The following is a 22,526-nucleotide window of genomic DNA, read 5'->3' as shown; positions in this document are numbered from 1 at the left end:
CGGCCCGGCGTTGCGTGTCAGCGGCGGGGCCGCAGGCTCACGAGCACCACGGCACCGCTGACCGCCGCGAGGGAACCGGCGAGCAGCGGGGTCTGGGCCGAGATGCCGTCGACGAGCAGCCCGCCGACGACCGCGCCGGCGGCGATCGCGACGTTGCAGACGGTCACGATGAGCCCGCCGATCTGCTCGAGCCGGGTCGGCTCGGTCCTGGCGCCCCAGGTCAGCACCGTGGTGGGCACGCCGCCGAAGCCGAAACCCCACAGCGCCGCGGCGGCGAAGAGCCCGGCCGGCGCACCGCCGGTGAGCAGCATCAGCAGCATGCCGGCCGCCAGCAGCGCCGGGAACAGGAGCACGGACAGGCGTAGCGCCCGGTCGGCCAGCGGACCGCTGAGCGCCGTACCGAGCACGTTGCCGATCCCGAACACGAGCAGCAGCAGGGCCAGACCGCCCGCGTCGATGCCGGAGACGGCCTCCGCGGCGGGCCGGATGTAGGTGAACCCGTTGAAGTGGCCGCCGAAGATCAGGAGGATCCCCAGCAGGCCGGCGAGGACCGCGCGGGACCGCAGGGTCGCTCCGAGAGCACGGAGCCCGGTCGCGGCGCCCGGTGCGACGTGGGGCAGGGTCGCGGCCTGGAGGACCAGGGCGAGCGTCGCGGCCCCGGCGCCCATGAGGAAGACCCCGCGCCACCCCCAGAGCTCGCCGAGCCAGGCGCCGAGCGGGACGGCCGCGATGGTCGCGACGGCGACGCCGGAGTTGATGACCGTCAGGGCGCGGCCGAGGTGGTCGGCGTGCACCAGGTGCGCTGCCATCGCCGTGGCCATCGCCCAGAACCCGCCGAGCGCGACGCCCAGCAGGAGCCGGGCCCCCAGGAGCACGGGCAGGTTCGGGGCCAGCGCGACGACCACGTCGGACAGCACCGCGAGCAGCGTGAGCCCGATCATGACCCGGCGCCGGTCGGCCTGGGGCAGGACCACCGCGATCAGCAGGGCCGACAGCGCGGCCGCGACGGCGGTCATGGTGACCGCCTGGCCCGCCGCACCGACCGACACACCGATGTCGTCCGCGATGCGGGGCAGCAGGCTCGCGGGCAGGAACTCGGACATGACGATCGCGAAGATCCCGACGCCCAAGGACGCGACACCGGCCCAGGAGGCCTGCTTGCCGGTGGTGGACCTGTCGGTCGACGAGGTCGTGCTGCTCATGTGCTTTCCCTTTGTCGCGTGGTCGAGCGTCACCCCCCTCGGGGCGCGCGGTCCCGGATGGGCCGTCGGGAACGCTAGGCAGGGCCGCTCGGTGCGGCCAGGGCCCCGTCGTGCCTGGGGTGTGACAGGGCCCCCGCTATACGCAGCGCGCGCGCTTACGTTGGCTCCATGGACGAGACGACGAACCCCCTCGGCGTGTACCTGCGCGCGCGGCGCGAGCTGGTCAGCCCCCAGCAGGCGGGCATCCCCGCCGTGGGCGTGCGGCGGGTGCCCGGGCTGCGGCGGGAGGAGGTGGCGATGCTCGCCGGGATCAGCGCCGACTACTACCTGCGGCTGGAGCGGGGCCGCGACCAGCACCCCTCCGCGCAGGTGCTCATGTCGATCGCGCGCGTGCTGAACCTCGACGAGGACCACCGGGCGCACCTGCTGTCGCTGGTCGCGGACGCCCCGGTGCGGCGGCGGCCCCCGCAGCCGAAGGAGACGGTGCCCCCCGGCGTGCTCACGCTGCTGGCCTCGCTCGTGCAGCCCGCGTTCGTCGAGGGCCGGTACTTCGACGTCCTGGCGTCGAACGACCTCGCCAAAGCGCTCTCCCCGAACCTCGCCGTCGGTGGCAACCAGCTGCGGGACATGTTCCTCGACCAGGCGGAGCAGGCGCTGCACCCGGACTGGGAAGACCTCACCGAGTGCTTCATCGCCAACCTGCGGCAGGCGGTGGGCACCGACGTCGACGACCCTCGCTTCATCGAGCTCACCGGGTCCCTCTCGCTGGCCAGCCCGCGTTTCCGGCAGCTCTGGGCGCGCCACGAGGTGCGGGGGCAGCGGGGCACGCTGATCCGGTTCGACCACCCGCAGGTCGGGGAGCTGGTGCTCAACCGCGAACGGCTGAGCATCGGGGGCGCCGAGCACCTGCAGCTCGTCGTCCTCCACGCCGACCCCGGCTCCGCCGACGCGGAGAAGCTCGGCCTGCTGGCCTCCGCCACCCTCCCGACGCGGGCCGACCGCGACAAGGTCGCCCGCGCCCGCTCGTGACCGGCATCCGCCGACCCCGGACCCCACCCCCAGGAGACGCACCATGACCACCCTCGGCATCCTCGGCGCCGGCCAGGCCGGGAGCACGTTGGCCCGCGTCGTGATCGGCGCCGGCTACGACGTCGTGATCGCCAACTCGCGGCGGCCCGAGACCCTGACCAGCCTGGTCGGCGAGCTCGGCCCGCACGCGCGTGCGGCCTGGGCGCAGGACGCCGCCGCGGCGGCCGACATCGCCGTCGTCGCCTTCCCCTACGCGCCGGACGACGTGCTGCCCGTCGCGGAGCTCGCCGGGAAGGTCGTGATCGACAACAACAACTACATGGTCTGGCGCGACGGGAACTTCCCGGAGGTCGACTCGGGTCGCACGACGATCCACGAGCTGCGGCAGCAACAGCTGCCCACCTCGAAGGTCGTGAAGGCGTTCACCCACATCCAGTTCCACGAGCGCTACGAGATCCGGGTCCCCAGCGACATGCTCCCCGCCGTGGTCCGGCTGGCCCGGCCCGCCGGTGCGCCCGACCGAAAGGCACTGGTCGTCTCCAGCGACCACCCGGACGCGGTGGACGTCGTGACCCGCCTGTACGACGATCTCGGTTTCGACGCCGTCGACAACAGCCCCCTGAGCGAGTCGTGGCGCAGCGCTCCGGGCACCCCGATGTGGCGCCACGCCATCGACGGACAGAGCCGCGAGGACCTGGTCCGCAACCTGCGGCGCGCCCGGCGCGTCACGGTCGGCTGACCCCCCGCGCCGCCGCCGTGTGGTGACCCGCGCCCCCGAGGGGGGCCCTGGCAGACCCCGGTCCGACCGGGGCTCTGCCGCGTCGGGGACGGCGTTCGTAGCGTCGGTACCAGCGATGACGGGTACGGCATCGCGAACTGTCCACCGACGAGTCCGGCCCCCCACGAGGGGGCCACAGAGAGGCAAGTCATGTCGTACAACAAGATCCGCGGCCTGGGCGTCGCGGTCCTGGCCGCGTCAGCCCTGCTGCTGCCCGCGGCCCTGTCCGGTGCCACGCCCGGGACGGACGCCCCCGAGCCGACCAGGACGGTCGCCGCGGCGAACGCGTCGACGGGGTCGCACGGGACGAAGCCGGACAAGCCCGCGAAGGACGTCCCGGAGATCCCTGCCGGCTACACGTCGAACTACGCCAACGTCAACGGCTTCACGATGCACTACCTGCGCGGCGGCAGCGGGTCGCCGATCGTGCTGCTGCACGGCTTCCCGCAGACGTCGTCCGCGTGGAGCCACCAGCTCGGCCCGCTGGCCGAGGACCACACGGTGATCGCCGTCGACCTGCGCGGGACCGGCGACTCCGGCATCCCGAAGAAGGGCTACGACACCGCGCAGATGGCGAAGGACGTGCACGCCCTGCTGGTCAAGCTCGGCCTGAACGACGGTATCCAGGTCGTCGCGCACGACGTCGGCCTGTGGGTCGCGTACCCGTACGCGGCGATGTGGCCCGACGAGGTCGAGCGCATGGCGGTGCTCGACGCACCGCTGCCCGACGACTCGTTCTTCCAGTGGCCGGCGGCGAACGCCGACGGCAGCCCGTCCGCGTGGCACTTCGGCTTCTTCCAGGAGGACCCGCTGCCGGAGCTGCTCATCGGCGGCAAGGAGCAGATCTTCGTCGAGGGCCTGGTCACCCAGTGGCTCGCCGTCGACTCCGCGTTCAGCGACGACGAGTACGAGTTCTACGCCGACTACCTGGCCGAGCCCGGACGTCTGACCGCGTGGATGGAGGTCTACCGCTCGCTCGGCACGAGCGCCGCGCAGAACAAGGCGTTCCAGGCCGAGGGCCTGCTGCCCATGCCGATCCTCGCGATCGGTGGCGAGCAGGCCGTGGGCGCCGGCGTGGGTGAGCAGTGGGAGAAGTACGCCTCCGACGTCGACGGGCGCGTCATGGAGGACACCGGTCACTGGATCGCCGAGGAGCGGCCCCGTGAGCTGACGCAGATCCTCCGTACGTTCCTGCAGTGACCACCGCGTCCTGGGCGCACCGGCACGACGCGCCACAGGACGCACCGCACGACACGAGGCCCGGACCGCAGAGACCTGCGGCCCGGGCCTCCGGCGTACCCGCTCGCTCGGACTCCGTTCGCTCAGACCCCGACGGCGAGGTTCTGGTGGGCCAGCCTGCGGACGGCCGCCAGGACGGGCTCGTACAGGGCCCGGTACCCAGATCTCTCTCGGAGGCGCGGCCTCAGGGCAGCGGTGGCTGCTCACCCTCGATCAGCATGCGCCCCGCTCGGGCCTTCGCCTCGTCCGCGCTGACGTGCCACAGCTCGGCGAGCTCCACGGCGTCGTCGAACTCGTACCCGGCGTCCGAGAAGGCCGTCCGTGCGGCCTGCGCGGGGTCGGCCGGCAGGCCCGCCGACCCGTCGGCCGAGCCGGGCGCCACCGGGACCGCCTGGCCGTCCAGGATCATCTGACCCGCACGGGCCTTGGTCGCGATGTCGTCGAGCGACCAGAGCTCCGCGAGCTCCGTCTGGTCCTCGGCGGTGTACCCGGCGGTCCAGAACGCGTCGTACTGCTCACGCGTGAGGCCGGCGGGCATCGCCGACCACTCGATGCCGACCGACTGCACCACGTGTTCGACGGCGACGGCGAAGCCCGTGTACGGGTTGGCCGCCGCGGCCGCCGTCGCGCCCGCCACGACGATCGTCGAGGTGACCACGCCGGTGACCGCGACCCGGCCCGCGCGCCGGACGAACGGGGTCACGACCGCGCCACGGTCGTCGGCCGCCGCGGCGACGCGCGCGGCGATCCGCTGGGCGGCGGCGTCCACGGCGGCGGGATCGGGCTCGCGCGAGCGCAGGGCGGCGGCCACCCGTTCGGCGAGCTCGTCGCGCGGGACGCCGTCCTGCGACCCGGGTCCGGGCACCGGCGAACCGGTGGGACGGTGCTGGTTCATCGCGTCTCCAGGGTGGTCAGGTCGGCGCGCCGGAGGGTGGCCAGGGCGCGCGCGGCGTGGGATCGGACGGTCGCCGGGGTGGTGCCGAGCACGGTCGCCGCCTCGGCGTCGGCCAGCCCCTCGTAGTAGCGCAGCACGAGCACCGCGCGCTGCCGCGGCGGCAGCCCGGCGAGAAGCTGCCACATCGCGTCCTCCTCCGCGTGGTGGTGCGCGTGGTCCCCCGCCGTCCCGGCCCTCCTGATCAGCACGTCGTCCGAGGTCGGCTGGATGGTGCGCACGTGCCAGCGACGGCGCCACGACAGGTGCTCGTTGGTGACCATGCGCCGGAGGTACAGGTCCGGACGGTCCGTCGACGCTATCCGGCCCCAGCGCTGGTGCGCGCGCAGCAGCACCTCCTGGACCAGGTCGGCGGCGGTGTGCGGGTCGCCGACGAGCACCGTCGCGTACCGGATCAGCCCCGGCAGGTGGCGCCGCACCAGCGCGTCCAGCGAGGCGGGCGGGCCGGGGCGCTCGTCGTCCCGGGCCGCCGCCGACGTGACCTGCGGCGTGGGCGTGCTGTCCGGGCCGACGGCCGCGAGCCGGGTCGTCATCGGACGGCGCCCGCCGCCAGGGCCAGCAGCGCCCCCACCGGGTCGTGCGCCACACCGTCGTCGGGCCACGGTATCGGGCGCTCGTCGAGGCACCGCAGCAGCAGGCTCTCGACGAGCGCCGCGCCGCGGACGACGTCGGCCGCGTCGATCGCACCGGGCAGGACGCGCACCTCGACCGTGTCCCGGAAGGGCTGCGCCGCGACGAGGTGGGTGAGGTTCACGTCGGCGTACTTGGTCAGGCCGGTGGCGCGCGCCGCCGCGGCCAGCTCGGGCCACGACCAGTCGTCGCGCTCCACCAGCCGGAGCAGCTCGGCCGGCAGCGGCGCCAGCCGGCGGCACGCCTCGTTGGTGCCCAGCGCCGCCCACAGGGGCTCGCGCCAGTACCCGAACAGCCGCACGAGGTTGGCGAACGCGGCAGGCCTCCGGAAGGGTGCGCCGTCCACGTGCACGTGGACGGCCGCCTCGGCGGGCACCGTGAACCCGAGCTCCCGCGCGGGGGCGAGCAGCTCGTCGAGCGCCCTGCCGTGATCCTCGGTGAGCGGCGGCGTGATCACCTCGCACGGCCGTTCCCGCCCCGGGGGCAGCGGCATCACGACGGCGACGGTGGCACCCGTCGTGTCGTTCACCCGTGCCGCGCTCCGCACCACGTCGACCCGGGTGCCGAACAGGCGGGCGACGGGGTCCAGGACGGCGGACGCGGCGGCGTCCGGGTCGATGTACCGCTCGATCAGCCGGAGCAGGCGCGGTTCGTCGCACAGCACGCGGTACCACCCGCGGTGCCCGGGCGGGGTGCTGGTGCCCGCCAGGTCGGAGACGATGGTGATGTCGTCCACGAGCCGCGCCACCGGGGCGCCGGCACCGTCGACCACGTCGAACGCGGGCGACAGGTGCCGGAACACCCCGATGCCGGGCACCGTCGACGGCTCGCTGTCGGTGTGGAACGACCGGTGCACCCGGCCGGAGCGACGGCTGGCGAGGGCGTCCGCGAGCGCCTGCCGGTCGGAGCCGGCGGGCGCGAGCAGCTCGATCTCGAAGCCGGTGCGCAGCGTGAGGGTGCTGATGGTCGTCTCCTGACCGGTCGTCGACGGTGCCTGGTTCATGCGGTCAGCCGTCGAGCTTCGCGCCGGGGGCGTTCGTCGCGGGCGCCTTCTCGGTTCCGGCCTGTGCCTGGCCGGCGCCGGCCTTGGTCTCGTCGGGGTAGGTGCCGGGCTCGAACGGGAGCGCCTCGCCGTCGAGGATGGCCTGGCCGGCGCGTGACTTGGTCTCGGTCGTCTCCAGGTTCCAGAGGTCCTCCAGGGCGGTCAGGTCCGAGGCGGTGAACCCGGCGTCCCAGAACGCGTCGTACTGCGCCTGGGTGTACCCCTCGGGCAGGTCGGACCACGCGATGCCGGCGCTGTGCGCCGCCGTGCCGACGACCTGGCCGAAGGCCGAGGTCGGGTTGGCGAACGCCATGCCGGCGCCCGCGGCGCACAGGCCGGCGGACATGAGGCCGATCGCGGCGAACCGCACCGGCGTGGAGCGGAAGAGACGGGTGGTGCTGGTCACGAGGACCTCCAGGGTAGGTGAAGTGCTTGCTCCCTGAAGACGCCTCTCGCGGCCGAGATGTGGAGTCGGGTCTGCGACTGGTCGCCGAGGAGCGGCCCCGCGACCTGACCCGGATCCTGCGCACCTTCCCGCGGTGACCGCGGAGCTCTGGCAGACGGCGGTACCGGATGCGAGCCTTACGGCAGCCCCTCGGGTGCGACCACGCTCCACGGCACCTGCCCGGCAGGCTCGCCCGACAGCGCCGCTCGCGCACACGCACCGCCCTGCTCGCGCAAGGAGGCCGCCACCGACCAGACCCCGGCGGTGGCGGCCTCTCGCGAGCCGTCCCACCCGGTGAGCGTGACCGCACGCCGGGTGCGGGTCACCGCCCGGCGGGCGCCGAGCGCCAGCTCGTCGCTCATCGCCAGCGCCACCACGGGGCCAGAGCCCGTCACCGTCTCGAGCAGCTCCGTGGCGGCGCTCTCGCCCCGGTCGCGCTGGTTGCGCTCCACCACGGCGACAGGCACGTCGTCCCAGTCGTGCCCGGCCGCGGTCAGCGCGTCGCGGTACCCGGCGAGCCGAGCCCCCGTGACGGGGAACGGGACGGCTCGCGGGTCCAGGAGATCAGGCGGCAGGTCGCGGCCACGCAGGACGCCGCTCGTGCGGCGCCGGTCCACGGGGAAGCTGATGACGACCGGGGTCGCTCCGGCGGGCACCGCGGCCGTCGCGACGGCGGCAGCGGCCTCGCGGTCGTCGGGCCCGACCACCGCCAGACCCGGGTGGCCCGGGCCGCCCTGGATGGCGGCGGGTCGCCCGCTGCTCGCGATGGCATCGAGCACCGGGTCGTCCGCCACGGTGGTCCACAGCACGTAGCCGTCCACCGCCGCCGACAGCACGCGGTCGACGTCGCGGGCGTCCCCACGCGTGGGGATCAGCACCATGCCCAGGTCCTCGCTGACACAGACGTCGGCGATGCCGGCCAGGAACTGCGCCGCCTGCGGGTCGTCGAAGAGGTAGGACAGGTGCTCCCCCACGACCACACCGAGCTGCCGGCTACGCCCCGAGCGCAGGGCGCGGGCGGTGCTGTCGGGGCGGTAGCCCAGCTCGGCGGCGGCCTCCAGCACCCGGTTCCGGGTGGCCTCGGCCACCCGTCCGGGTCGGTTGAAGCTGTAGGAGACCGTCATCGGCGCCACCCCCGCGCGGGCGGCCACGTCTTTGACGGTCGGGCGTCGTCGTGCGGCTGTGGACACGAGCACAGCCTATCTGTGTATCGTTACGATCCATGACGCGTGAACCGGTCGCCGCCGAGCCGCGGCCCTCGCTTCCCGACGGCCGCGCCACCTGCGCGCCCTACGCGGCGTTCGCCGCGTTCGGCATCTTCTGGGGCGCCTGGGGAGCGGCGCTGCCCGCCCTGCGCACCCAGGCGGGGGTCAGCGAGGGCGAGCTGGGCACGGCCCTGCTCTTCGTCGGCTTCGGGGCGCTCCCGTCGATGGCCTTCACCGGACGGGCGGTGGACCGCTACGGGCTCCGCGTGGCGGCATGGCTGCTGGCGGCGCTGGCCGGTGCCGGCCTGCTGATCACCGCCGGCGCCCGCGGCGTGGTGCCGCTCATCGTCGGGATGCTCGTGGTCGGCGCCGCCTCCGGTGCCGCGGACGTCGCCATCAACACCCTGGCCGGGCGTGCGGAGCATGCCACGGCCAAGCCGCTGCTCACCCGGTCCCACGGCCTGTTCTCCGTGGGCGTGGTGGTCGCCAGCCTGTCGACCGGGGCACTGCTGGGCACGGGGCTGTCGCTGCTGCTCGCGTTCGCCGTGGTCGCCGCGGTCATGCTCGCCCTGGCCACCACAGCCTGGCGCACCAGCACGGCGCTTCGGCTCCCGGCTGTCCCGGACGGCGCGGCCGCGCCCCGCCCCCGCGGGCTCCCGGACCTGCTGCGCCGCATCGGCCCCACGTCGCCCTTGTTCGTCGTGGGACTGGTGGCGGCCCTGGCCTACGCGATCGAGAACGCCCACCAGAGCTGGGGCGCGGTGCTGCTCACCGACGTCTTCACCGCCCCGCCCCCGCTGGCCGCCGCGGCACCGGCGACCTTCGCCGCCACCGCCGCGCTGGCCCGGCTGAGCCTGGCACCGCTCTCCCGAAGCCATCCCACCACGATGCTGCTCGGCGGAGGTGCCCTCGCCGCCGCGGGCACCGCGGTGCTGGCCACCGCCCCCTCGGTCACCGTGGCCCTGGTCGGGCTCGTGCTGGCCGCGCTGGGCACCGCGACGCTGTTCCCCACCCTGCTCAGCCGGAGCCTGCGCCGCACCGACCCCGCGCAGCACGGACGTGCCACCTCTGAGGTCGCCACCACCGCGTACCTGGGCTTCCTGCTCGGCCCGGCCTACGTGGGCCTGCTGGCAGAGAGCAGCGACCTGCGCGGTGCGCTCCTCGGCGTCGCCGCACTCGCCCTGGTCTTCACCGTCGCGGCGGCGCCGACCAGCGCCTGGGCGGCGCGACGGCACCGGCCCGCCACCGCCGACAGCGGGCCGCCCCGGTAGCCTGCGAGGAGGGACGGGTCCGCGACGTTCGAGGAGGTGGCCGTTGGCCCCGATCACCGAGATCCGCGCGCTGCTGGTCGCGGATCGCGACCGCACGTCCGACCTGATCTCCTCCCTCTCGGGCAACATCGCCTCGATGGTGGAGGCGTCACAGCTCAGCACGGCGGACGACGAGCACGACCCCGAGGGGTCGACGATCGCCTTCGAACGCTCCCAGGCGAGCACGCTGCTCTCCGCGGCCACGGACCACCTGGCCGACGTCGACGCGGCGCTCGCGCGGATCGCCGCCGGCACGTACGGCTCCTGCGAGCGCTGCGGGCAGCCGGTCGCCCCCGAGCGACTGCTGGCCCGGCCCACCGCTCGGACCTGCATCGCGTGCGCCGGGCGGCGCTGACCTCCTCGCCCGGAGAGGCCGGACCGGCCGCACGGTGGTTCACTGGCGCCGGCGCCGCGTCGCGGTCCCCGACGATCTGAGCGAGAAGAGAGAGCACATGGCGTGGAGCACCCGCGAGCTGGCCGGCCTGGCCGGCACGACCGTCAACGCCATCCGGCACTACCACCGCAGCGGTCTGCTCGAGGAGCCGCGACGCCTGCGCAACGGGTACAAGCAGTACGGCGTCGACCACCTGGTCCGGCTGCTCCAGATCCGGCGGCTGCGCGACCTCGGCGTGCCGGTCGCGGAGATCGAGCGCCTGGAGTCCGGGGCGGACGGCTGGCGTCAGGCGCTGGAGGCGCTCGACGCCGAGCTTGTCGAGACCATCAACCGCAGCCTGCGCGTGCGCGGCGAGATCGCCCGGATGCTGGAGCACCGCTCGGCCGGTGCCGTGGCGCCCGGCTTCACGGACATCGCCGCACGCTTGTCGCCCACCCAGCGCTCGCTGACCCTCATCTACGCGCATCTCTACCAGCCCGAGGTGATGGCGGACATCCGCGAGATGTTCGAGGCCGAGGTCGACCCCGCGACGGCGGCGTTCGAGTCCCTCCCGCCGGATGCCGACGAAGCGACGCGAGAGCGCGTCGTCGGACCGTACGCGCGGACGATCGCGGAGGCTCGCGCGAGGTACCCCTGGATCGACGCCCGGGAGAGCCGGTACCTGCGCCACAGCCCCGAGGTGACCGCCGCCGCGATGGCCGAGGCGATGCGCGTGGTGTACAACGCCGCGCAGCAGGACGTGCTGCGGCGGGCTGCGGCTCTGTCGCTCAACCCAGCCGTGCGCGACGCGGCGGCGGCCTCGGCCGGGTAGCGGGCGCGTCAGTGACACGCCGTCGGCCCGAGCGATCGCCCCTCACCCGTGACCACGGGTGAGGGGCGTCCTCGTGGGTCTCGACGGCGTGTGCCGCCGATCTCAGTACAGGATGGACGCCTGTCCGCGCGGCCAGGCCAGGGTGGCGTAGATCTGCACCATCGCGGCCTGCTCCAGCAGCTCGGTGTGCTCGTCGCCGGCGTTGAACAGCCCCGTCGAGCGCTCCCGCTGGGGGCGCCACTGGTCGTCGGCGTAGTCCGCCATCGCGTTCCGGTACTGCGTGCCGCCGGTCACGGACTCCAGCAGCAGGAGGTTCTTGAACCAGATGGAGTTGAAGAACATCGGCTGGCCCGCGAGCCGCCCCTCGGTGACGTAGAAGCGGTAGGACGCCGCCGCGATCGCCTTCGCCTTCTGCAGGTACCGCGTGTCGCCGGTCGCCTCGTACAGCAGCGTGTAGGTGCCCAGCGGCACGCCCTGGTTGTACGACCACTGCGTACGGTCGATGGACCCGTCCAGCTTGATGTTGTCCCAGTAGAGGCCGTTGGGCGCGAGCAGGTGCTCGTCGGTCCACGCCACCATCCGCTGCGCCCAGTCGAGGTAGTCCCGCTCCCCCGTGATCATGTAGAGGCGGGTGGCGAGCTGCGCGCCGGGCATCGTGGACACGGTGTTGCGGTCCGTGCTCCAGGTGGCCTGCGTCCAGAACACCCCGCCGGGCGCCGGGTGCGACGGGTCGGTGTCCCACCCGGAGACCACGAGCTCGAAGATCTCCTCGGCCCGGTCGAGCGCCGCCTCGTCGCCGGTGGCCAGGTACTGCTGCACCTTGGCGAGCGCGACCCACTCGTTGTCGTCGTAGAACATGTCGCCGCCGCCGCCGTACGGGGCGCGGGGGTAGGAGTCGTAGCCGGGCAGCCCGGTGGTGCCGCCGTCGGCGTTCCAGAAGTGCTCCTGGCCGCGGGCGACGTCGGCGAGGTCGTCCCTGAACGACCGGCCCAGGGCGCCCGGCAGACCGGTGAGGTCGAGGGTCGCGACGTGCGCCTGGGAGTGCGGCCACTCGAACGAGTAGGTGCGGTCGTCGGCACCGCTGGGATACCGCTCACGGTAGAGGCCTGTGCCGTCGTCGGCGGCCATGTACTCCTGCATCGCGTCGTACGACGCGAGCGCCCGCTGTACCTGCGTGCGCTGGGCGGCCGCAGGGGCGCTCTGGTCCTGCGCGCCGGCGGGGGCGGCCGCCCCCAGCGCACAGGCCAGTGCGACGACCGGGGCGGCAAGTCTGGTGAACCTCATCGTTCGCTCCTTCGTAGGTGGTGCTCGTCATTCGGTGGTGCTCGTCGTCACCGTCCCGCCCGACGGGGACGACGAGGTGCTTCCCGGTTACCTATGGCAGCGCTGTCATGACTGCCGGCGGCATCCCGTCCTCGTCCTCGGCTCCCTTCGTCACACCCCGCTGCCGGGGGTGGCTGGTGGTCCGTCTCGCGAAGTCTCCCTCGACCCGGATCGGTCCACGGCGTACTGGACGCCCGGCGGCAACGCTAAGGGATCTGTGACGCGCCGGTCAACGAAGCTCTGGCCGCCGCACGGGGTCGCCCCGGTCCTCAGCTGCTCTGGCTGCCGGCGAGCAGCGTGGCGACGGCGTCGGTCAGCCTCTGACGCAGACCGTCGTCCGCCCAGACGATGCCGTCCCAGTCGCCCGAGGTGACGATGCGGGCGTCCTGCTCCACAAGGGCCCGCAGTGCGGGGACCACCTCGGCCGTGTCGTCGGCGGGGCCATAGGCCCCGTCCGATCCGCCCCAGTCGGTCGCGTCCAGGTCATCGAGCACCGCGCGAGCCTACCCGCAGGTTTCTCCCACGACGCACGCCCGTGCGGCGGCGCGGTGCCGTACTCGGTACCGTCCTGGGTGTCATGACGGTGCAGCGGGACCCAGGACAGGGCACGTGATCGATGGTGGTGCGGTCGTCCCCCGCGAGGTTTCGGAGCCTGGCCCGCCGCTCGGTCGCCGGTGACACCGAAGGAGTCCTCCCGTGCTCAGCAGTGAGATCGCCAGGCTGGCCGGCGTCACCGTCCGGACGTTGCGCCACTACCACCAGATCGGGCTGCTGCCCGAACCACCGCGTACGGCCGGGGGCTACCGGCACTACGACGTGGGTCACCTGGTGCGGCTGCTGCGCATCACGAGGCTGGCCGCGCTCGGCATCCCGCTGTCCGCGCTGCCGTCGGTGCTGGACGACCCGGCGGCCGCGGAGGAGCTGCTCGACGAGCTCGACCGGCGAGCGGCCGCCGACATCGAGCGGCTGACGGCACGCCGGGCTGACATCGCGGCCCTGCGGGACACAGGCGCGCCGCCGGACCTGCCGCCGGAGCTCTCGGCGTGGCGTTCCGGCCCCGCGTCGGAGCTGCCCGCGGACATGGCGCGCTACGAGCACGAGCAGCTCGTCCTGGTCGGGCACCTGCTCGGCAGCCGTTACCCGGCGAGCCTCGCCGCGCTGTTCGGCGGCGCGGACGAGGAGCCGGCGGCGTCCGCACCACTGACCGCACGGTTCTACGCCCTGGACGACGACACCCCGGAGGACGAGATCGAGCGGCTGGTGGACGACCTGGTGACCCACCTCGGGCCGGTGCTGGCGCGGCTGGCCGACGCGCCTCCGGTCGACGCACAGGCCGCAGCGCTGATCGACGAGCTCGGCGAGCAGACGCTGCGGTCCGCGCAGCGCGCCGTCCTGCACCGCGTCCGGCGGCGGCTCGCCAGGCTCGACCCGCTCGACCCGCTCGACCAGGGGTGAGCGATCCGGCGCGGGCGCCCGGTGCGCCCTGTGACATGGATCACGCCGACCGGTGTTGAGTCCGACGCGACGTCAGGGTCTGGACTGAGCGGGTTCACGCATCGATCGAGAGCGAGGATCCACCATGACCGTCCCGTCGGAGCCGATCACCGTCGAGGAGCTCTTCGGCCTGCCCACCCGCAGCGGCGCCCTGCTGTCCCCGGACGGCACGAGGGTCGCCTACCTCGCCCCGTGGCGCGACCGGCTCAACGTGTTCGTCCGTGGCCTGGACTCGGACTGGGACGCACCCGACCAGGTGGACGACGCCGACGGACCGGACGCGCGACGCGTCACCGCCGACACCCGGCGCAACATCGACACCTTCTTCTGGTCGGCGGACGGCCGCTACCTCCTGTTCCTGCAGGACGCCGCCGGTGACGAGAACTGGCACCTGCACCGCGTCGACACCGACCGGCCCGGGGAGCCCGCGGTCGACCTGACGCCCTTCCCGGGCGTGCGCATGACCGAGGTGCAGCTGCTGCCGAACCTGCCCGGCACGGCGTTCGTCCAGCTCAACCTGCGCCGCCCCGACCTGATCGACGTCTTCGAGCTCGACCTGACCACCGGCGAGCTGACGACCGTCGCGGAGAACCCCGGCGACGTCGTCCGCTGGCTGCGCACCCCCGACCGGCTGCTGGCCTTCACCATCGAGGAGAGCGGCGACCACGAGCTCTGGCAGTGGTCGCAGGGCGAGCGACGCCCGATCGCGCGGTTCTCCGGCACCGACTTCCCCTTCGGGCTGACCCCGACGGTGCCCACCCCGGACGGGACGGGCCTGTGGATCGGTTCGGTGCGGGGTTCGGACCGCACCCGCCTGGTCCGGCTCGACCTGGACACCGGCGAGCAGGCCGGGGTGGACAGCCACCCGGTCTTCGACCTGGACACGCCGCGTCCGGAGGCCGACCCGCGCTTCCCGTCCTCACTGATCCTGCACCCGACCACCGGGGAGCTGCTCGGCGCGCGCTACCTCGGGGCCCGCCAGGAGATCCACGCCCTCGACGCCCACTTCGCCGACGTCCTGCCGCGGCTGGCCGCGCTGTCCGACGGCGACCTGGCCCACGTGTCCTCCGACGCGACGGGACGCCACTGGGTGGCGGACTTCACGCATGACCGCGACCCCGGCGTCACCTGGTCCTACGACCACGGCACGGGCCAGGCGCGCCGCCTGTTCCGGCCGTACCCGCACCTCGACCCCGCCCGGCTGGCGCCGGTGACGCCGGTCACCGTCACGGCGCGCGACGGCATCAGCCTGCCGGTCCACGTGACCCTGCCCGTCGGCACCGAGCCGCACCGGCTGCCGACCGTGCTGCTGGTGCACGGCGGACCCTGGTACCGCGACGGCTGGGGGTACGACCCGGAGGTGCAGCTCCTGGCCAACCGCGGCTACGCGGTGCTGCAGGTCAACTTCCGGGGCTCCACCGGGTACGGGAAGGCCCACATGCAGGCCGCGATCGGCCAGTTCGCGGGCCGCATGCACGACGACCTGATCGACGCCGTCGCCTGGGCCACCGAGCAGGGCTGGGCCGACCCGGACCGGGTCGCGATCTACGGCTCCTCGTACGGCGGCTACGCCGCGCTCGTCGGCGCCGCGTTCACCCCGGACCGGTTCGCCGCGGCGGTCAGCTACACCGGCATGTCCGACCTGGTGGACCTCGTCGAGTCGGTGGTCCCGTTCGCCCGCCGCATGGTGGTCAACAGCTACCTGCGCTACATCGGCGACCCCGACGACCCGCAGCAGCGGGCCGACATGCTCGCCCGCTCCCCCATCAGCCGCGTGGACGACATCACCGCGCCCGTGCTGCTGATCCACGGTGCCAACGACGTCCGGGTCGCGCCCGGCAACTCCGAACGGATCGTCGACGCGCTGCGCTCCCGCGGCGCCGAGGTCGAGTACCTGCTGAACGAGAACGAGGGCCACTGGTTCATCAACCAGGACAGCAACATCGAGCTGTACCGCACGCTCGAACGGTTCCTGGCCCGGCACCTGGGCGGGCGCACCTCGGCCGCCACCGCCACGGAGGCCTGAGGCCCGGCGCCGGCAACCCCGCCGTCCTCCGTGGATAGACTGGTGGCGTGACGCTGCCTGCACCTGACGGCCTCCTCTCCCGCATCGTCGACGACGGGCTGCTCGACGACCCGGTCGCCGAGAACGGCCTGGTCACCGGGCGCGCGACGATCGACGCGGCGGGGGCGGCGGTCGCGGTCACCGTGGATCCCGAGCTCGAGGACGGCGGCCCCGACGTCGACCAGGACGCGCTGCTCGCCGTGACCTCCCGCATCCTGTCGGTGAGCGAGTCCCGCTGGCGCGCGGTGATCGACGAGATCGCCGTGGAGATCGAGGGGGCCGTCGGTGACGACGAACCGGTGGCCGAGCAGGCAGACCTGCGGGACGACCTGGAGGTGACGTCGCTCGTCGTGTTCGCGGACGCCGTGCGGCTCGCCTTCGACGCGCCGCTGCAGTTCCCGGACTCGCGGATCCTCGTGCAGCTCGACGACGAGCTGGAGGTCGCCGACATCGAGGTGGACGAGCGCGAGGACGCGGCCGTCGTCTGACGGGTCGGCACCGGCGTCCCGGCCGGTGCGGATGGTGCGGATGGCTCAGGCGGTGGCCGTGAGGACCGTCTCCAGCTCGCGGAGGTCGCCTGTGCGCGAGGCGCCGACGAACGCGGCGCTGAGCCGGCGTCCGACGACAGCCGGCACAGCCTGGGCCTGGCCGCTCCGCAGGCGGGCCTGGGCGCGGCTGACGAGCTGGCGGGAGTTCGCGACGCTGGTGCCGAGCAGGCTCGCGAGATCCGCGTAGGCGTAGTCGAAGCCACGGCGCAGCACGTACGCGGCGAGCTGCCCGGGGGTGAGCCGGGTGAGCAGGAGCGCGAGGGCCTCCTCGGCGTCGGCGGTCCGATCGGCGTACCACGTCGGGTCCTGGCCGGTCTCCGTCGTCGCGCGGACGGCACCCGGCAGGAGCAGCGGGGCCTCGTGCCGATACCGGGCGGACCGGACGACGTTGCGGGCCAGGTTGGTCGTGGTGGACGTGAGGAACGCGGCCGCGTTGACCACCTTCGTGCGGTCGGCGCGCTGCCAGCGCAGCCATGTCTCCTGGACCACGTCGTCCGCCTCGGTGGCGTTGCCGGTGATCCGGCGGGCCGTGCGGATCAGCTGTGGTCGCTGCGCGAGGAAGACCGAGAGCGCGGCGTCCGGTTCGGCAGGGGGCGGTGCCTGAGGTGTCGTCATGCCGATCACTCTTCGCGTGGCACCCGGCACGTCGCGCCACGGTGGGCGCGTGGTCGACCCCGTGGTGCACCCCCGGGCCCGGACCACGGTCCAGCCCTGCCCGCTGCGCGGTCCGCAGCGTGACGCGCCCCACCGTCACAGCCCGCGCCCCCGCCCGGTCGTACGCGTGAGGCCCCCCGCCAGGTGGCCGCCTCAGCACCCACATGTCGCACCCGTGACCCGCGCACGGAACGAGAGCAGGAGAAGGAGAGCCATGACTGAGCACGTGCTCGAACCCGCAGCACAGGCGTTCGCCGACGCGACCGCCACACCCCCGTTCGTCTACGAGCTGGGAGTCGAAGGAGCCCGGAAGCTGCTGGACGACGTCCAGTCCGCGCCCGTCGAGATGCCCGACGTCGACGAGACCTGGATCACGGTCCCGGCCGCGGTCGGTGACGTCCGGGTCCGCATCGTCAAGCCCGCCGGCGTCTCCGCACCCGGGACGCCCGACCTGCTTCCGACCATCCTCTACGTCCACGGCGGCGGCTGGATCCTCGGCGGTACCACCACCCACGACCGGCTCGTCCGCGACCTCGCCGTCGGCGTCGGCGCGGCCGTCGTCTTCGTGGAGTACACCCGGTCGCCCGAGGCGCAGTACCCCGTGGCGATCGAGCAGGCGTACGCCACCGCGCAGTGGATCGTCCGCGAGGGCGCGTCCGAGGGCCTGGACGCCTCGCGGCTCGCCGTCGCGGGCGACTCCGTGGGCGGCAACATGACCGCGGCCCTGACCATCCTGGCCAAGCAGCGCGGCGACGTGACGTTCGTGCACCAGTCGCTCTACTACCCGGTGACCGACGCCGCCCAGGACACCGACAGCTACCGCGAGTTCGCCGACGGCCCGCACCTGACCGCCAAGGCCATGGCGTGGTTCTGGGACGCCTACCTGCCCGACCACGGACGGCGCGGCGAGATCACCGCGTCGCCGCTGCGGGCGACCCCCGCCGACCTCGCGGGCCTGCCCGAGACGTTCCTGGTCGTCGACGAGAACGACGTCCTGCGCGACGAGGGCGAGGCGTACGGCCGGAAGCTCACGGCGGCCGGCGTCCCGACGACGAGCGTCCGCTACAACGGCACGATCCACGACTTCCTGATGCTCAACCCGGTCCGCGCCACCGCCGCGACGACCGCCGCCCTGGAGCAGGCGGTCCACGTCCTGCGCACGGCGCTCACCAAGTAGTTCCGTCCACCAGAGAAAAGCACCACACAGGGAGAGATGTCATGACCACACCCACCGTCGTCCTCGTCCACGGGGCCTTCGCCGAGTCCTCGAGCTGGAACGCCGTCATCGGGCACCTCCAGCACCAGACCCTGCGCGTCGTCGCCGCGGCCAACCCGCTGCGCTCCGTCGCGACCGACGCCCGGTACGTCCGCGACGTCGTCGCGTCGATCGACGGGCCCGTCGTCCTGGTCGGCCACTCGTACGGCGGCTTCGTGATCACGGAGGCCGCCGCCGGCAACGACCAGGTGGTCGGCCTCGTCTACGTCGGCGCGTTCGCCCCCGACACCGGGGAGGACGCGTTCACGCTGTCCGGCAAGTTCCCCGGCAGCACCCTGGGCGAGGCCATCGCGGCCCACCCGCTCTCGGGTGGCGGCAACGAGCTCGTCATCCGGCCGGAGGTGTTCGGCGAGCAGTTCGCGGCCGACGTCGACGACGACCTCGCCACCCTCATGGCCGCCACCCAGCGGCCCGTGACCGAGGCCGCCCTCACCGAGGGCCTGCCCACGGCCGCCCCGGCCTGGCGGACGATCCCGTCGTGGTTCGTGTTCGGGTCCAGCGACCGCAACATCCCCGCCGAGCTCGTCCGGTTCATGGCCGACCGGGCGGGAGCCCGCACCGCCACGGAGATCCCCGGGGCCTCGCACGCCCTGGCGGTCTCGCACCCGGTACCCGTGGCGGAGACGATCTTCGCCGCGGTCGAGGCCACCAAGCGGTAGCGGCGGCCTCGTCGCAGATCGACGCCGGCCGGGACCGCCCCCAGCACCCGGCCGGCGTCGGCGATCAGACCGAGCCCACCGCTGAGCCCGATGCCGAGAGCAGCCGGAGCCGCTCGTGGCTCTCCGTCCCCGGGACCGCGGTGAACACCGTCAGAGCCTGGTACTGGTCGGGGTCCAGCAGGGTCTGGCCGTGCAGCTCGATCAGCCCCACCTCGGGGTGGTTCAGCCGCTTGGGCTCGCAGTAGGGACCGACCACGGGGTGCTCGTCCCACAACCGCGCGAACTCCGGGCTGCGCCCGCGCAGGCCGGTCACGAGCTCGCCGGCCGGCGAGGTCGGCCCGGTCCGGGCGTGCACCGCGGCGAGCCGGGCCGTGAGGGTGCGGCCGTGCCGGTCGTGGTCCTCCTCGGGGGTCCGGTCCCGGCTGTGCGGATCGGTGAACCAGCGGTAGACCCGCGCTCGCGCCGGACCGGTGTACGACGTCTCGTCGCCGAGCAGCACCACCGCCAGCCGCGTCTGCCGCAGCGTCACCCCCAGCACGTTCTCGACCTGCGCCGCCGCGTCCGCCAGCCCGTCCAGGATGCGCATCATCCCGGCGTCGACATGGTCGTCGCGCCGCACCCGGCGCGGTAGCGCGTGTCCCGCGAGCTCGACCAGCCGGTCCCGCTCCTCGAGCGTGAGGCGCAACCCGCGGGCGATGCCCGCGAGCACCTGCTCCGAGGGCACCGCTCCGCGGCTCTGCTCGATCCGGCTGTAGTAGTCCGCCGAGACGCCGCTCAGTGCGGCGACCTCCTCGCGCCGCAGCCCGCTCGTGCGCCGCCGCGGCCCGCGCGGCAGGCCCACGTCCTCGGGCTGGAGCGCCTCCCGCCGCGTGCGCAGGAAGTCACCGAGCTGCTGTCTGTCCATCGACCTCACCGTCCATCGATTTCACCGTCCATCGATGTCACCCCGATCTCGTTCCCGGGCGCGGCGTCCGGGAAGCGCACGCCCGTCATGTCCTCGGACACCGCCCACAACCGGGCGGCCGCCGCCCCGTCCGTGGCGGACCGGTAGAGGCGCTGCCGGGCGGAGCCACCCGTGAAGTGACCGACGCCGTCGGGGCCGTAGAACGTCCCGCCACCTGCGGCCGGGTCCGTGGCCGCCTGCAGCGCGGGCAGCAGGCCCTGCCCGACCGGCTGCACGAAGACCCCCAGCGCGAGGAGCCTGCGCATCACGGCGTCCACCCGGGGCGGCTTCGTGCTGCCGAGGCCGGGACCCGCGGTGTACAGGCCGGTGTAGGTGGTGCCGGGATGGGCCGCGTTGCTCACGATCCCCCAGCCGTGCGCCCTGCTGCGCCGGTCCAGCTCGAGGGCGAACATCAGCTGGGCCAGCTTCGAGCGGTTGTAGGCGCGCACCGGTGAGTAGCCACGCTCGCTGTTGAGGTCGCCCCAGTCCAGGCGGCCGAACCGCGCGGCCGCGCTCGTCATCGTGGTCACGCGCGCCCTCGAACGGCTCAGGAGCGGCAGCAGCCGCCCGACGAGCGCCATGTGCCCCAGGTGGTTGGTGCCGAGCTGGAGCTCGAACCCGTCCGCCGTGGTGGTGCGGGCCGGCGGCGTCATCACTCCGGCGTTCGCGACGAGCAGGTCGATCGGCCGGTCCTCGGCCAGGAGCCCGTCCGCGAGCGCCGCCACCGACTCGAGCGACGCGAGGTCCGCGTGCCGGGTGGTGACGACGGCGCCGGGCACGGCGGCCCGCAGCCGGTCCGTGGCCGCGCGGCCCTTGGCCGGGTTCCGTACGGGCAGCACGAGCTCCGCTCCGGCGCGGGCGAGGCGTTCGGCGAGCCCGAGCCCGATCCCGTCGCTGGCTCCGGTCACGACGGCGCGGCGGCCGGTCAGGTCCGGTACGACGACGTCGGGCCGCTGGGCCGGGTGCTTTGTCACTGGTGGTTCCTCTCACGCCTGTCTGATGTCCTCACCAGCGTGTGCTCGCCCGGGTCCCGGATCCAGGCCCAGGTTGTCCGTGGCTGGCTGGCGCGCGACCTGGGTGGGCCACGCTCCGGCGTCGTCGGCTCGTCACGGCCGGCCGATCCGCTCGCCGTCGACGTAGACCTCGAGGTCCGCGCTGTTCTCGGCCCAGAAGCAGACGAGCCCGGCGACGGCCAGCCCCTCCCGCAGCGGGGCGTCGTAGCCCCAGACGATGTCGGGCACCACCAGGTCGCCGACCCTCAGGGTCCAGTACGTGGCCGTGCCCTTGTACGCGCAGTGGCTCACCGTGTCCGTCGCCGTGAGCAGGTCCGTCCGGACGTCGGTCCGCGGCAGGTAGTAGCGCGGCGGCTGCCCGGACTGGACCAGGACGACGGGGCGGCGCGACTCGGCGACCACCACCCCGTCCGCCACGACGCGGACGTGGCGGTCGGACGGCATCGCGTCGACCCGGACGTACGGGTCGCGGGCGTGGGTGTGGATCACCTCCTCCTCCGCGAGCCAGGTGTCGAAGGCCGACCAGGTCAGCGTGGTCATGGTGCGCAGCGCCTCGACGGGTGCCTCCGGGTACCGCTGGGCCGCACCGGTCAGCACGCGGTCGCCCACCACGGCGTCGAACGTCTCGCTCGGTCCCAGGCTCCGGGACCGGCGTCCGGGGCCCGTCGGGCGCAGCTCGGCCGTCACCTGGTCCGGGGTGAAGAAGTACTGCGGGTAGAACCGGTGCTCCCAGACCAGCAGGGGTGGGTCCGCGTCGGCGACCAGCACCCCCGAGGAGTAGGCGCGCACCCGGACCGAGCCGGGCTCGACCGTCCCCGGCGGGACCACGACCGCCCGCTGCACCATGCCCGCCATCTCGTCCCTCACCTCTCGCCGCGCGGCCCTCGCCGCGATCGAGCGGCGAGGCGTCCGTGTCCTTCCCGCTGTTCGACCGGAGAGGGCCCTGATGTGTGACCGCCGTGTCGTCACAGATCCGGTGCGTGCCCGGTCGACCGGTCGACCGGATGACGATGCCTACGGAAAGGCGCAGCACCATGACAGTGTCAGAGAACCAGTCGGCACACCTGCACGGGAGCGAGCACGCGGACGCCGGGTCGGGCGGCTGGCGGACGGCGGCGCGGATGCTGCAGGACGCGGCTCCGATCACGGTGCCCGACGGCGCCTCCGCGATGACGATCCACGTCGAGTGGGAGCCCGGCGACCCGGGGACGCCACCGCACCGGCACTCGGGGCCGGCGTTCGGGTACGTGATCGAGGGCGCGGTCCGGTTCGAGCTGGAGGGCGAGCCCGAGCGCGTCGTCGAGGCGGGCGGGACCTTCTGGGAGCCCGGCGGGGACGTGATCCACTACCAGGACGGCAACGCGCTGACGGACGCCCGGACCGAGTTCGTGGTGACCATGATGTGCGCCCCGGGCAAGCCCATGCTCGAGCTGGTCGACGAGGCGGAGCTGGCGCAGCGCGCCCACCTGCGGGCCCCTCGACCCACGGCCTGAGCCGGTCGGGATCCGGACCGG

General features: G+C 73.8%; 24 protein-coding genes. 12 read left to right on the top strand and 12 right to left on the bottom strand.

The features are described from left to right. Positions 1–17: 17 nt before the first annotated feature. Complete coding sequence (locus tag APR03_RS21565) at positions 18–1,202, bottom strand: MFS transporter (protein WP_253839160.1); 1,185 nt, start codon at positions 1,200–1,202, stop codon at positions 18–20. A 168-nt stretch (positions 1,203–1,370) separates the two neighbouring features. On the opposite strand from APR03_RS21565, the gene APR03_RS21560 reads away from it, so the two are divergent. The 3 genes from APR03_RS21560 to APR03_RS21550 all read left to right on the top strand — a co-directional run bounded on the left by APR03_RS21560 (position 1,371) and on the right by APR03_RS21550 (position 4,209). Further along, the gene (locus APR03_RS21560) at positions 1,371–2,231 is read left to right on the top strand and encodes a helix-turn-helix domain-containing protein (protein WP_253839158.1); all 861 of its coding nucleotides are present in this window, start codon (positions 1,371–1,373) and stop codon (positions 2,229–2,231) included. 43 nt (positions 2,232–2,274) lie between these two features. Then, complete coding sequence (locus APR03_RS21555) at positions 2,275–2,970, top strand: NADPH-dependent F420 reductase (RefSeq protein WP_253839156.1); 696 nt, start codon at positions 2,275–2,277, stop codon at positions 2,968–2,970. 189 nt (positions 2,971–3,159) lie between these two features. Continuing rightward, the gene (locus tag APR03_RS21550) at positions 3,160–4,209 is read left to right on the top strand and encodes an alpha/beta fold hydrolase (protein WP_253839155.1); all 1,050 of its coding nucleotides are present in this window, start codon (positions 3,160–3,162) and stop codon (positions 4,207–4,209) included. A 223-nt stretch (positions 4,210–4,432) separates the two neighbouring features. Here the strand turns inward: APR03_RS21550 and APR03_RS21545 are convergent, their stop codons facing one another. The 5 genes from APR03_RS21545 to APR03_RS21525 form a co-directional block, all read right to left on the bottom strand. Next, positions 4,433–5,143: a hypothetical protein gene (locus APR03_RS21545; RefSeq protein WP_253839153.1), complete on the bottom strand. Its 711-nt coding sequence runs from the start codon at positions 5,141–5,143 to the stop codon at positions 4,433–4,435. Next, on the bottom strand, positions 5,140–5,733 hold the full coding sequence (locus APR03_RS21540; protein WP_253839150.1) for an RNA polymerase sigma factor: 594 nt from the start codon (positions 5,731–5,733) through the stop codon (positions 5,140–5,142). The genes APR03_RS21545 and APR03_RS21540 overlap by 4 nt, the downstream gene beginning before the upstream one ends. Further along, positions 5,730–6,833 carry an amidoligase family protein gene (locus APR03_RS21535; RefSeq protein WP_253839148.1) on the bottom strand — a complete coding sequence of 368 codons (1,104 nt, stop codon included), beginning with the start codon at positions 6,831–6,833 and terminating at the stop codon, positions 5,730–5,732. The genes APR03_RS21540 and APR03_RS21535 overlap by 4 nt, the downstream gene beginning before the upstream one ends. Before the next feature lie 4 nt (positions 6,834–6,837). Continuing rightward, complete coding sequence (locus tag APR03_RS21530; RefSeq protein WP_253839146.1) at positions 6,838–7,278, bottom strand: hypothetical protein; 441 nt, start codon at positions 7,276–7,278, stop codon at positions 6,838–6,840. Positions 7,279–7,454: 176 nt separating this feature from the next. Next, the gene (locus tag APR03_RS21525) at positions 7,455–8,507 is read right to left on the bottom strand and encodes a LacI family DNA-binding transcriptional regulator (RefSeq protein WP_253839144.1); all 1,053 of its coding nucleotides are present in this window, start codon (positions 8,505–8,507) and stop codon (positions 7,455–7,457) included. 32 nt (positions 8,508–8,539) lie between these two features. Between APR03_RS21525 and APR03_RS21520 the strand changes: the two genes are divergently transcribed. The 3 genes from APR03_RS21520 to APR03_RS21510 all read left to right on the top strand — a co-directional run bounded on the left by APR03_RS21520 (position 8,540) and on the right by APR03_RS21510 (position 11,037). Continuing rightward, positions 8,540–9,793: an MFS transporter gene (locus APR03_RS21520; protein ID WP_253839142.1), complete on the top strand. Its 1,254-nt coding sequence runs from the start codon at positions 8,540–8,542 to the stop codon at positions 9,791–9,793. Between the two features lie 43 nt (positions 9,794–9,836). Continuing rightward, positions 9,837–10,187 (top strand): TraR/DksA family transcriptional regulator, encoded by a 351-nt coding sequence (locus tag APR03_RS21515; RefSeq protein WP_253839140.1) that lies wholly within the window; start codon positions 9,837–9,839, stop codon positions 10,185–10,187. 97 nt (positions 10,188–10,284) lie between these two features. Beyond that, entirely contained in the window at positions 10,285–11,037 is a 753-nt protein-coding gene (locus tag APR03_RS21510; protein WP_253839138.1) for a MerR family transcriptional regulator, read from the top strand. 102 nt (positions 11,038–11,139) lie between these two features. Here APR03_RS21510 and APR03_RS21505 read toward each other — a convergent pair whose 3' ends face one another. Beyond that, positions 11,140–12,321: a glycoside hydrolase family 76 protein gene (locus APR03_RS21505; RefSeq protein ID WP_253839136.1), complete on the bottom strand. Its 1,182-nt coding sequence runs from the start codon at positions 12,319–12,321 to the stop codon at positions 11,140–11,142. A 308-nt stretch (positions 12,322–12,629) separates the two neighbouring features. Continuing rightward, positions 12,630–12,854, bottom strand: a complete 225-nt coding sequence (locus tag APR03_RS21500) for a hypothetical protein (protein WP_253839134.1) — start codon at positions 12,852–12,854, stop codon at positions 12,630–12,632. 202 nt (positions 12,855–13,056) lie between these two features. Between APR03_RS21500 and APR03_RS21495 the strand changes: the two genes are divergently transcribed. The 3 genes from APR03_RS21495 (at position 13,057) to APR03_RS21485 (ending at position 16,407) form a co-directional block, all read left to right on the top strand. After that, on the top strand, positions 13,057–13,815 hold the full coding sequence (locus APR03_RS21495; protein ID WP_253839132.1) for a MerR family transcriptional regulator: 759 nt from the start codon (positions 13,057–13,059) through the stop codon (positions 13,813–13,815). A 124-nt stretch (positions 13,816–13,939) separates the two neighbouring features. After that, positions 13,940–15,880 (top strand): S9 family peptidase, encoded by a 1,941-nt coding sequence (locus APR03_RS21490; RefSeq protein WP_253839130.1) that lies wholly within the window; start codon positions 13,940–13,942, stop codon positions 15,878–15,880. A gap of 47 nt (positions 15,881–15,927) precedes the next feature. Continuing rightward, entirely contained in the window at positions 15,928–16,407 is a 480-nt protein-coding gene (locus APR03_RS21485) for a cytochrome C5 (RefSeq protein WP_253839128.1), read from the top strand. Positions 16,408–16,452: 45 nt separating this feature from the next. Here APR03_RS21485 and APR03_RS21480 read toward each other — a convergent pair whose 3' ends face one another. Continuing rightward, the gene (locus tag APR03_RS21480; RefSeq protein WP_253839126.1) at positions 16,453–17,082 is read right to left on the bottom strand and encodes a sigma-70 family RNA polymerase sigma factor; all 630 of its coding nucleotides are present in this window, start codon (positions 17,080–17,082) and stop codon (positions 16,453–16,455) included. Between the two features lie 253 nt (positions 17,083–17,335). Between APR03_RS21480 and APR03_RS21475 the strand changes: the two genes are divergently transcribed. Next, complete coding sequence (locus APR03_RS21475; RefSeq protein ID WP_253839124.1) at positions 17,336–18,298, top strand: alpha/beta hydrolase; 963 nt, start codon at positions 17,336–17,338, stop codon at positions 18,296–18,298. A gap of 41 nt (positions 18,299–18,339) precedes the next feature. Next, positions 18,340–19,056, top strand: a complete 717-nt coding sequence (locus APR03_RS21470; protein WP_253839122.1) for an alpha/beta fold hydrolase — start codon at positions 18,340–18,342, stop codon at positions 19,054–19,056. A 64-nt stretch (positions 19,057–19,120) separates the two neighbouring features. Here the strand turns inward: APR03_RS21470 and APR03_RS21465 are convergent, their stop codons facing one another. The 3 genes from APR03_RS21465 to APR03_RS21455 form a co-directional block, all read right to left on the bottom strand. Continuing rightward, on the bottom strand, positions 19,121–19,960 hold the full coding sequence (locus APR03_RS21465) for a helix-turn-helix transcriptional regulator (protein WP_253839120.1): 840 nt from the start codon (positions 19,958–19,960) through the stop codon (positions 19,121–19,123). 5 nt (positions 19,961–19,965) lie between these two features. Continuing rightward, positions 19,966–20,973, bottom strand: coding sequence for an SDR family oxidoreductase (locus APR03_RS21460; RefSeq protein WP_253839118.1), 1,008 nt, complete (start codon positions 20,971–20,973; stop codon positions 19,966–19,968). Positions 20,974–21,105: 132 nt separating this feature from the next. After that, positions 21,106–21,858, bottom strand: coding sequence for a DUF427 domain-containing protein (locus tag APR03_RS21455; protein WP_253839117.1), 753 nt, complete (start codon positions 21,856–21,858; stop codon positions 21,106–21,108). Between the two features lie 188 nt (positions 21,859–22,046). On the opposite strand from APR03_RS21455, the gene APR03_RS21450 reads away from it, so the two are divergent. Continuing rightward, positions 22,047–22,505 carry a cupin domain-containing protein gene (locus APR03_RS21450; RefSeq protein WP_253839116.1) on the top strand — a complete coding sequence of 153 codons (459 nt, stop codon included), beginning with the start codon at positions 22,047–22,049 and terminating at the stop codon, positions 22,503–22,505. The last annotated feature ends 21 nt before the right edge of the window (positions 22,506–22,526 follow it).

The sequence above is a fragment of the Promicromonospora thailandica genome, assembly GCF_024171955.1.
Classification (GTDB): Bacteria; Actinomycetota; Actinomycetes; order Actinomycetales; family Cellulomonadaceae; genus Promicromonospora; species Promicromonospora thailandica.
This window is presented reverse-complemented; position numbering and strand designations above follow the sequence as displayed.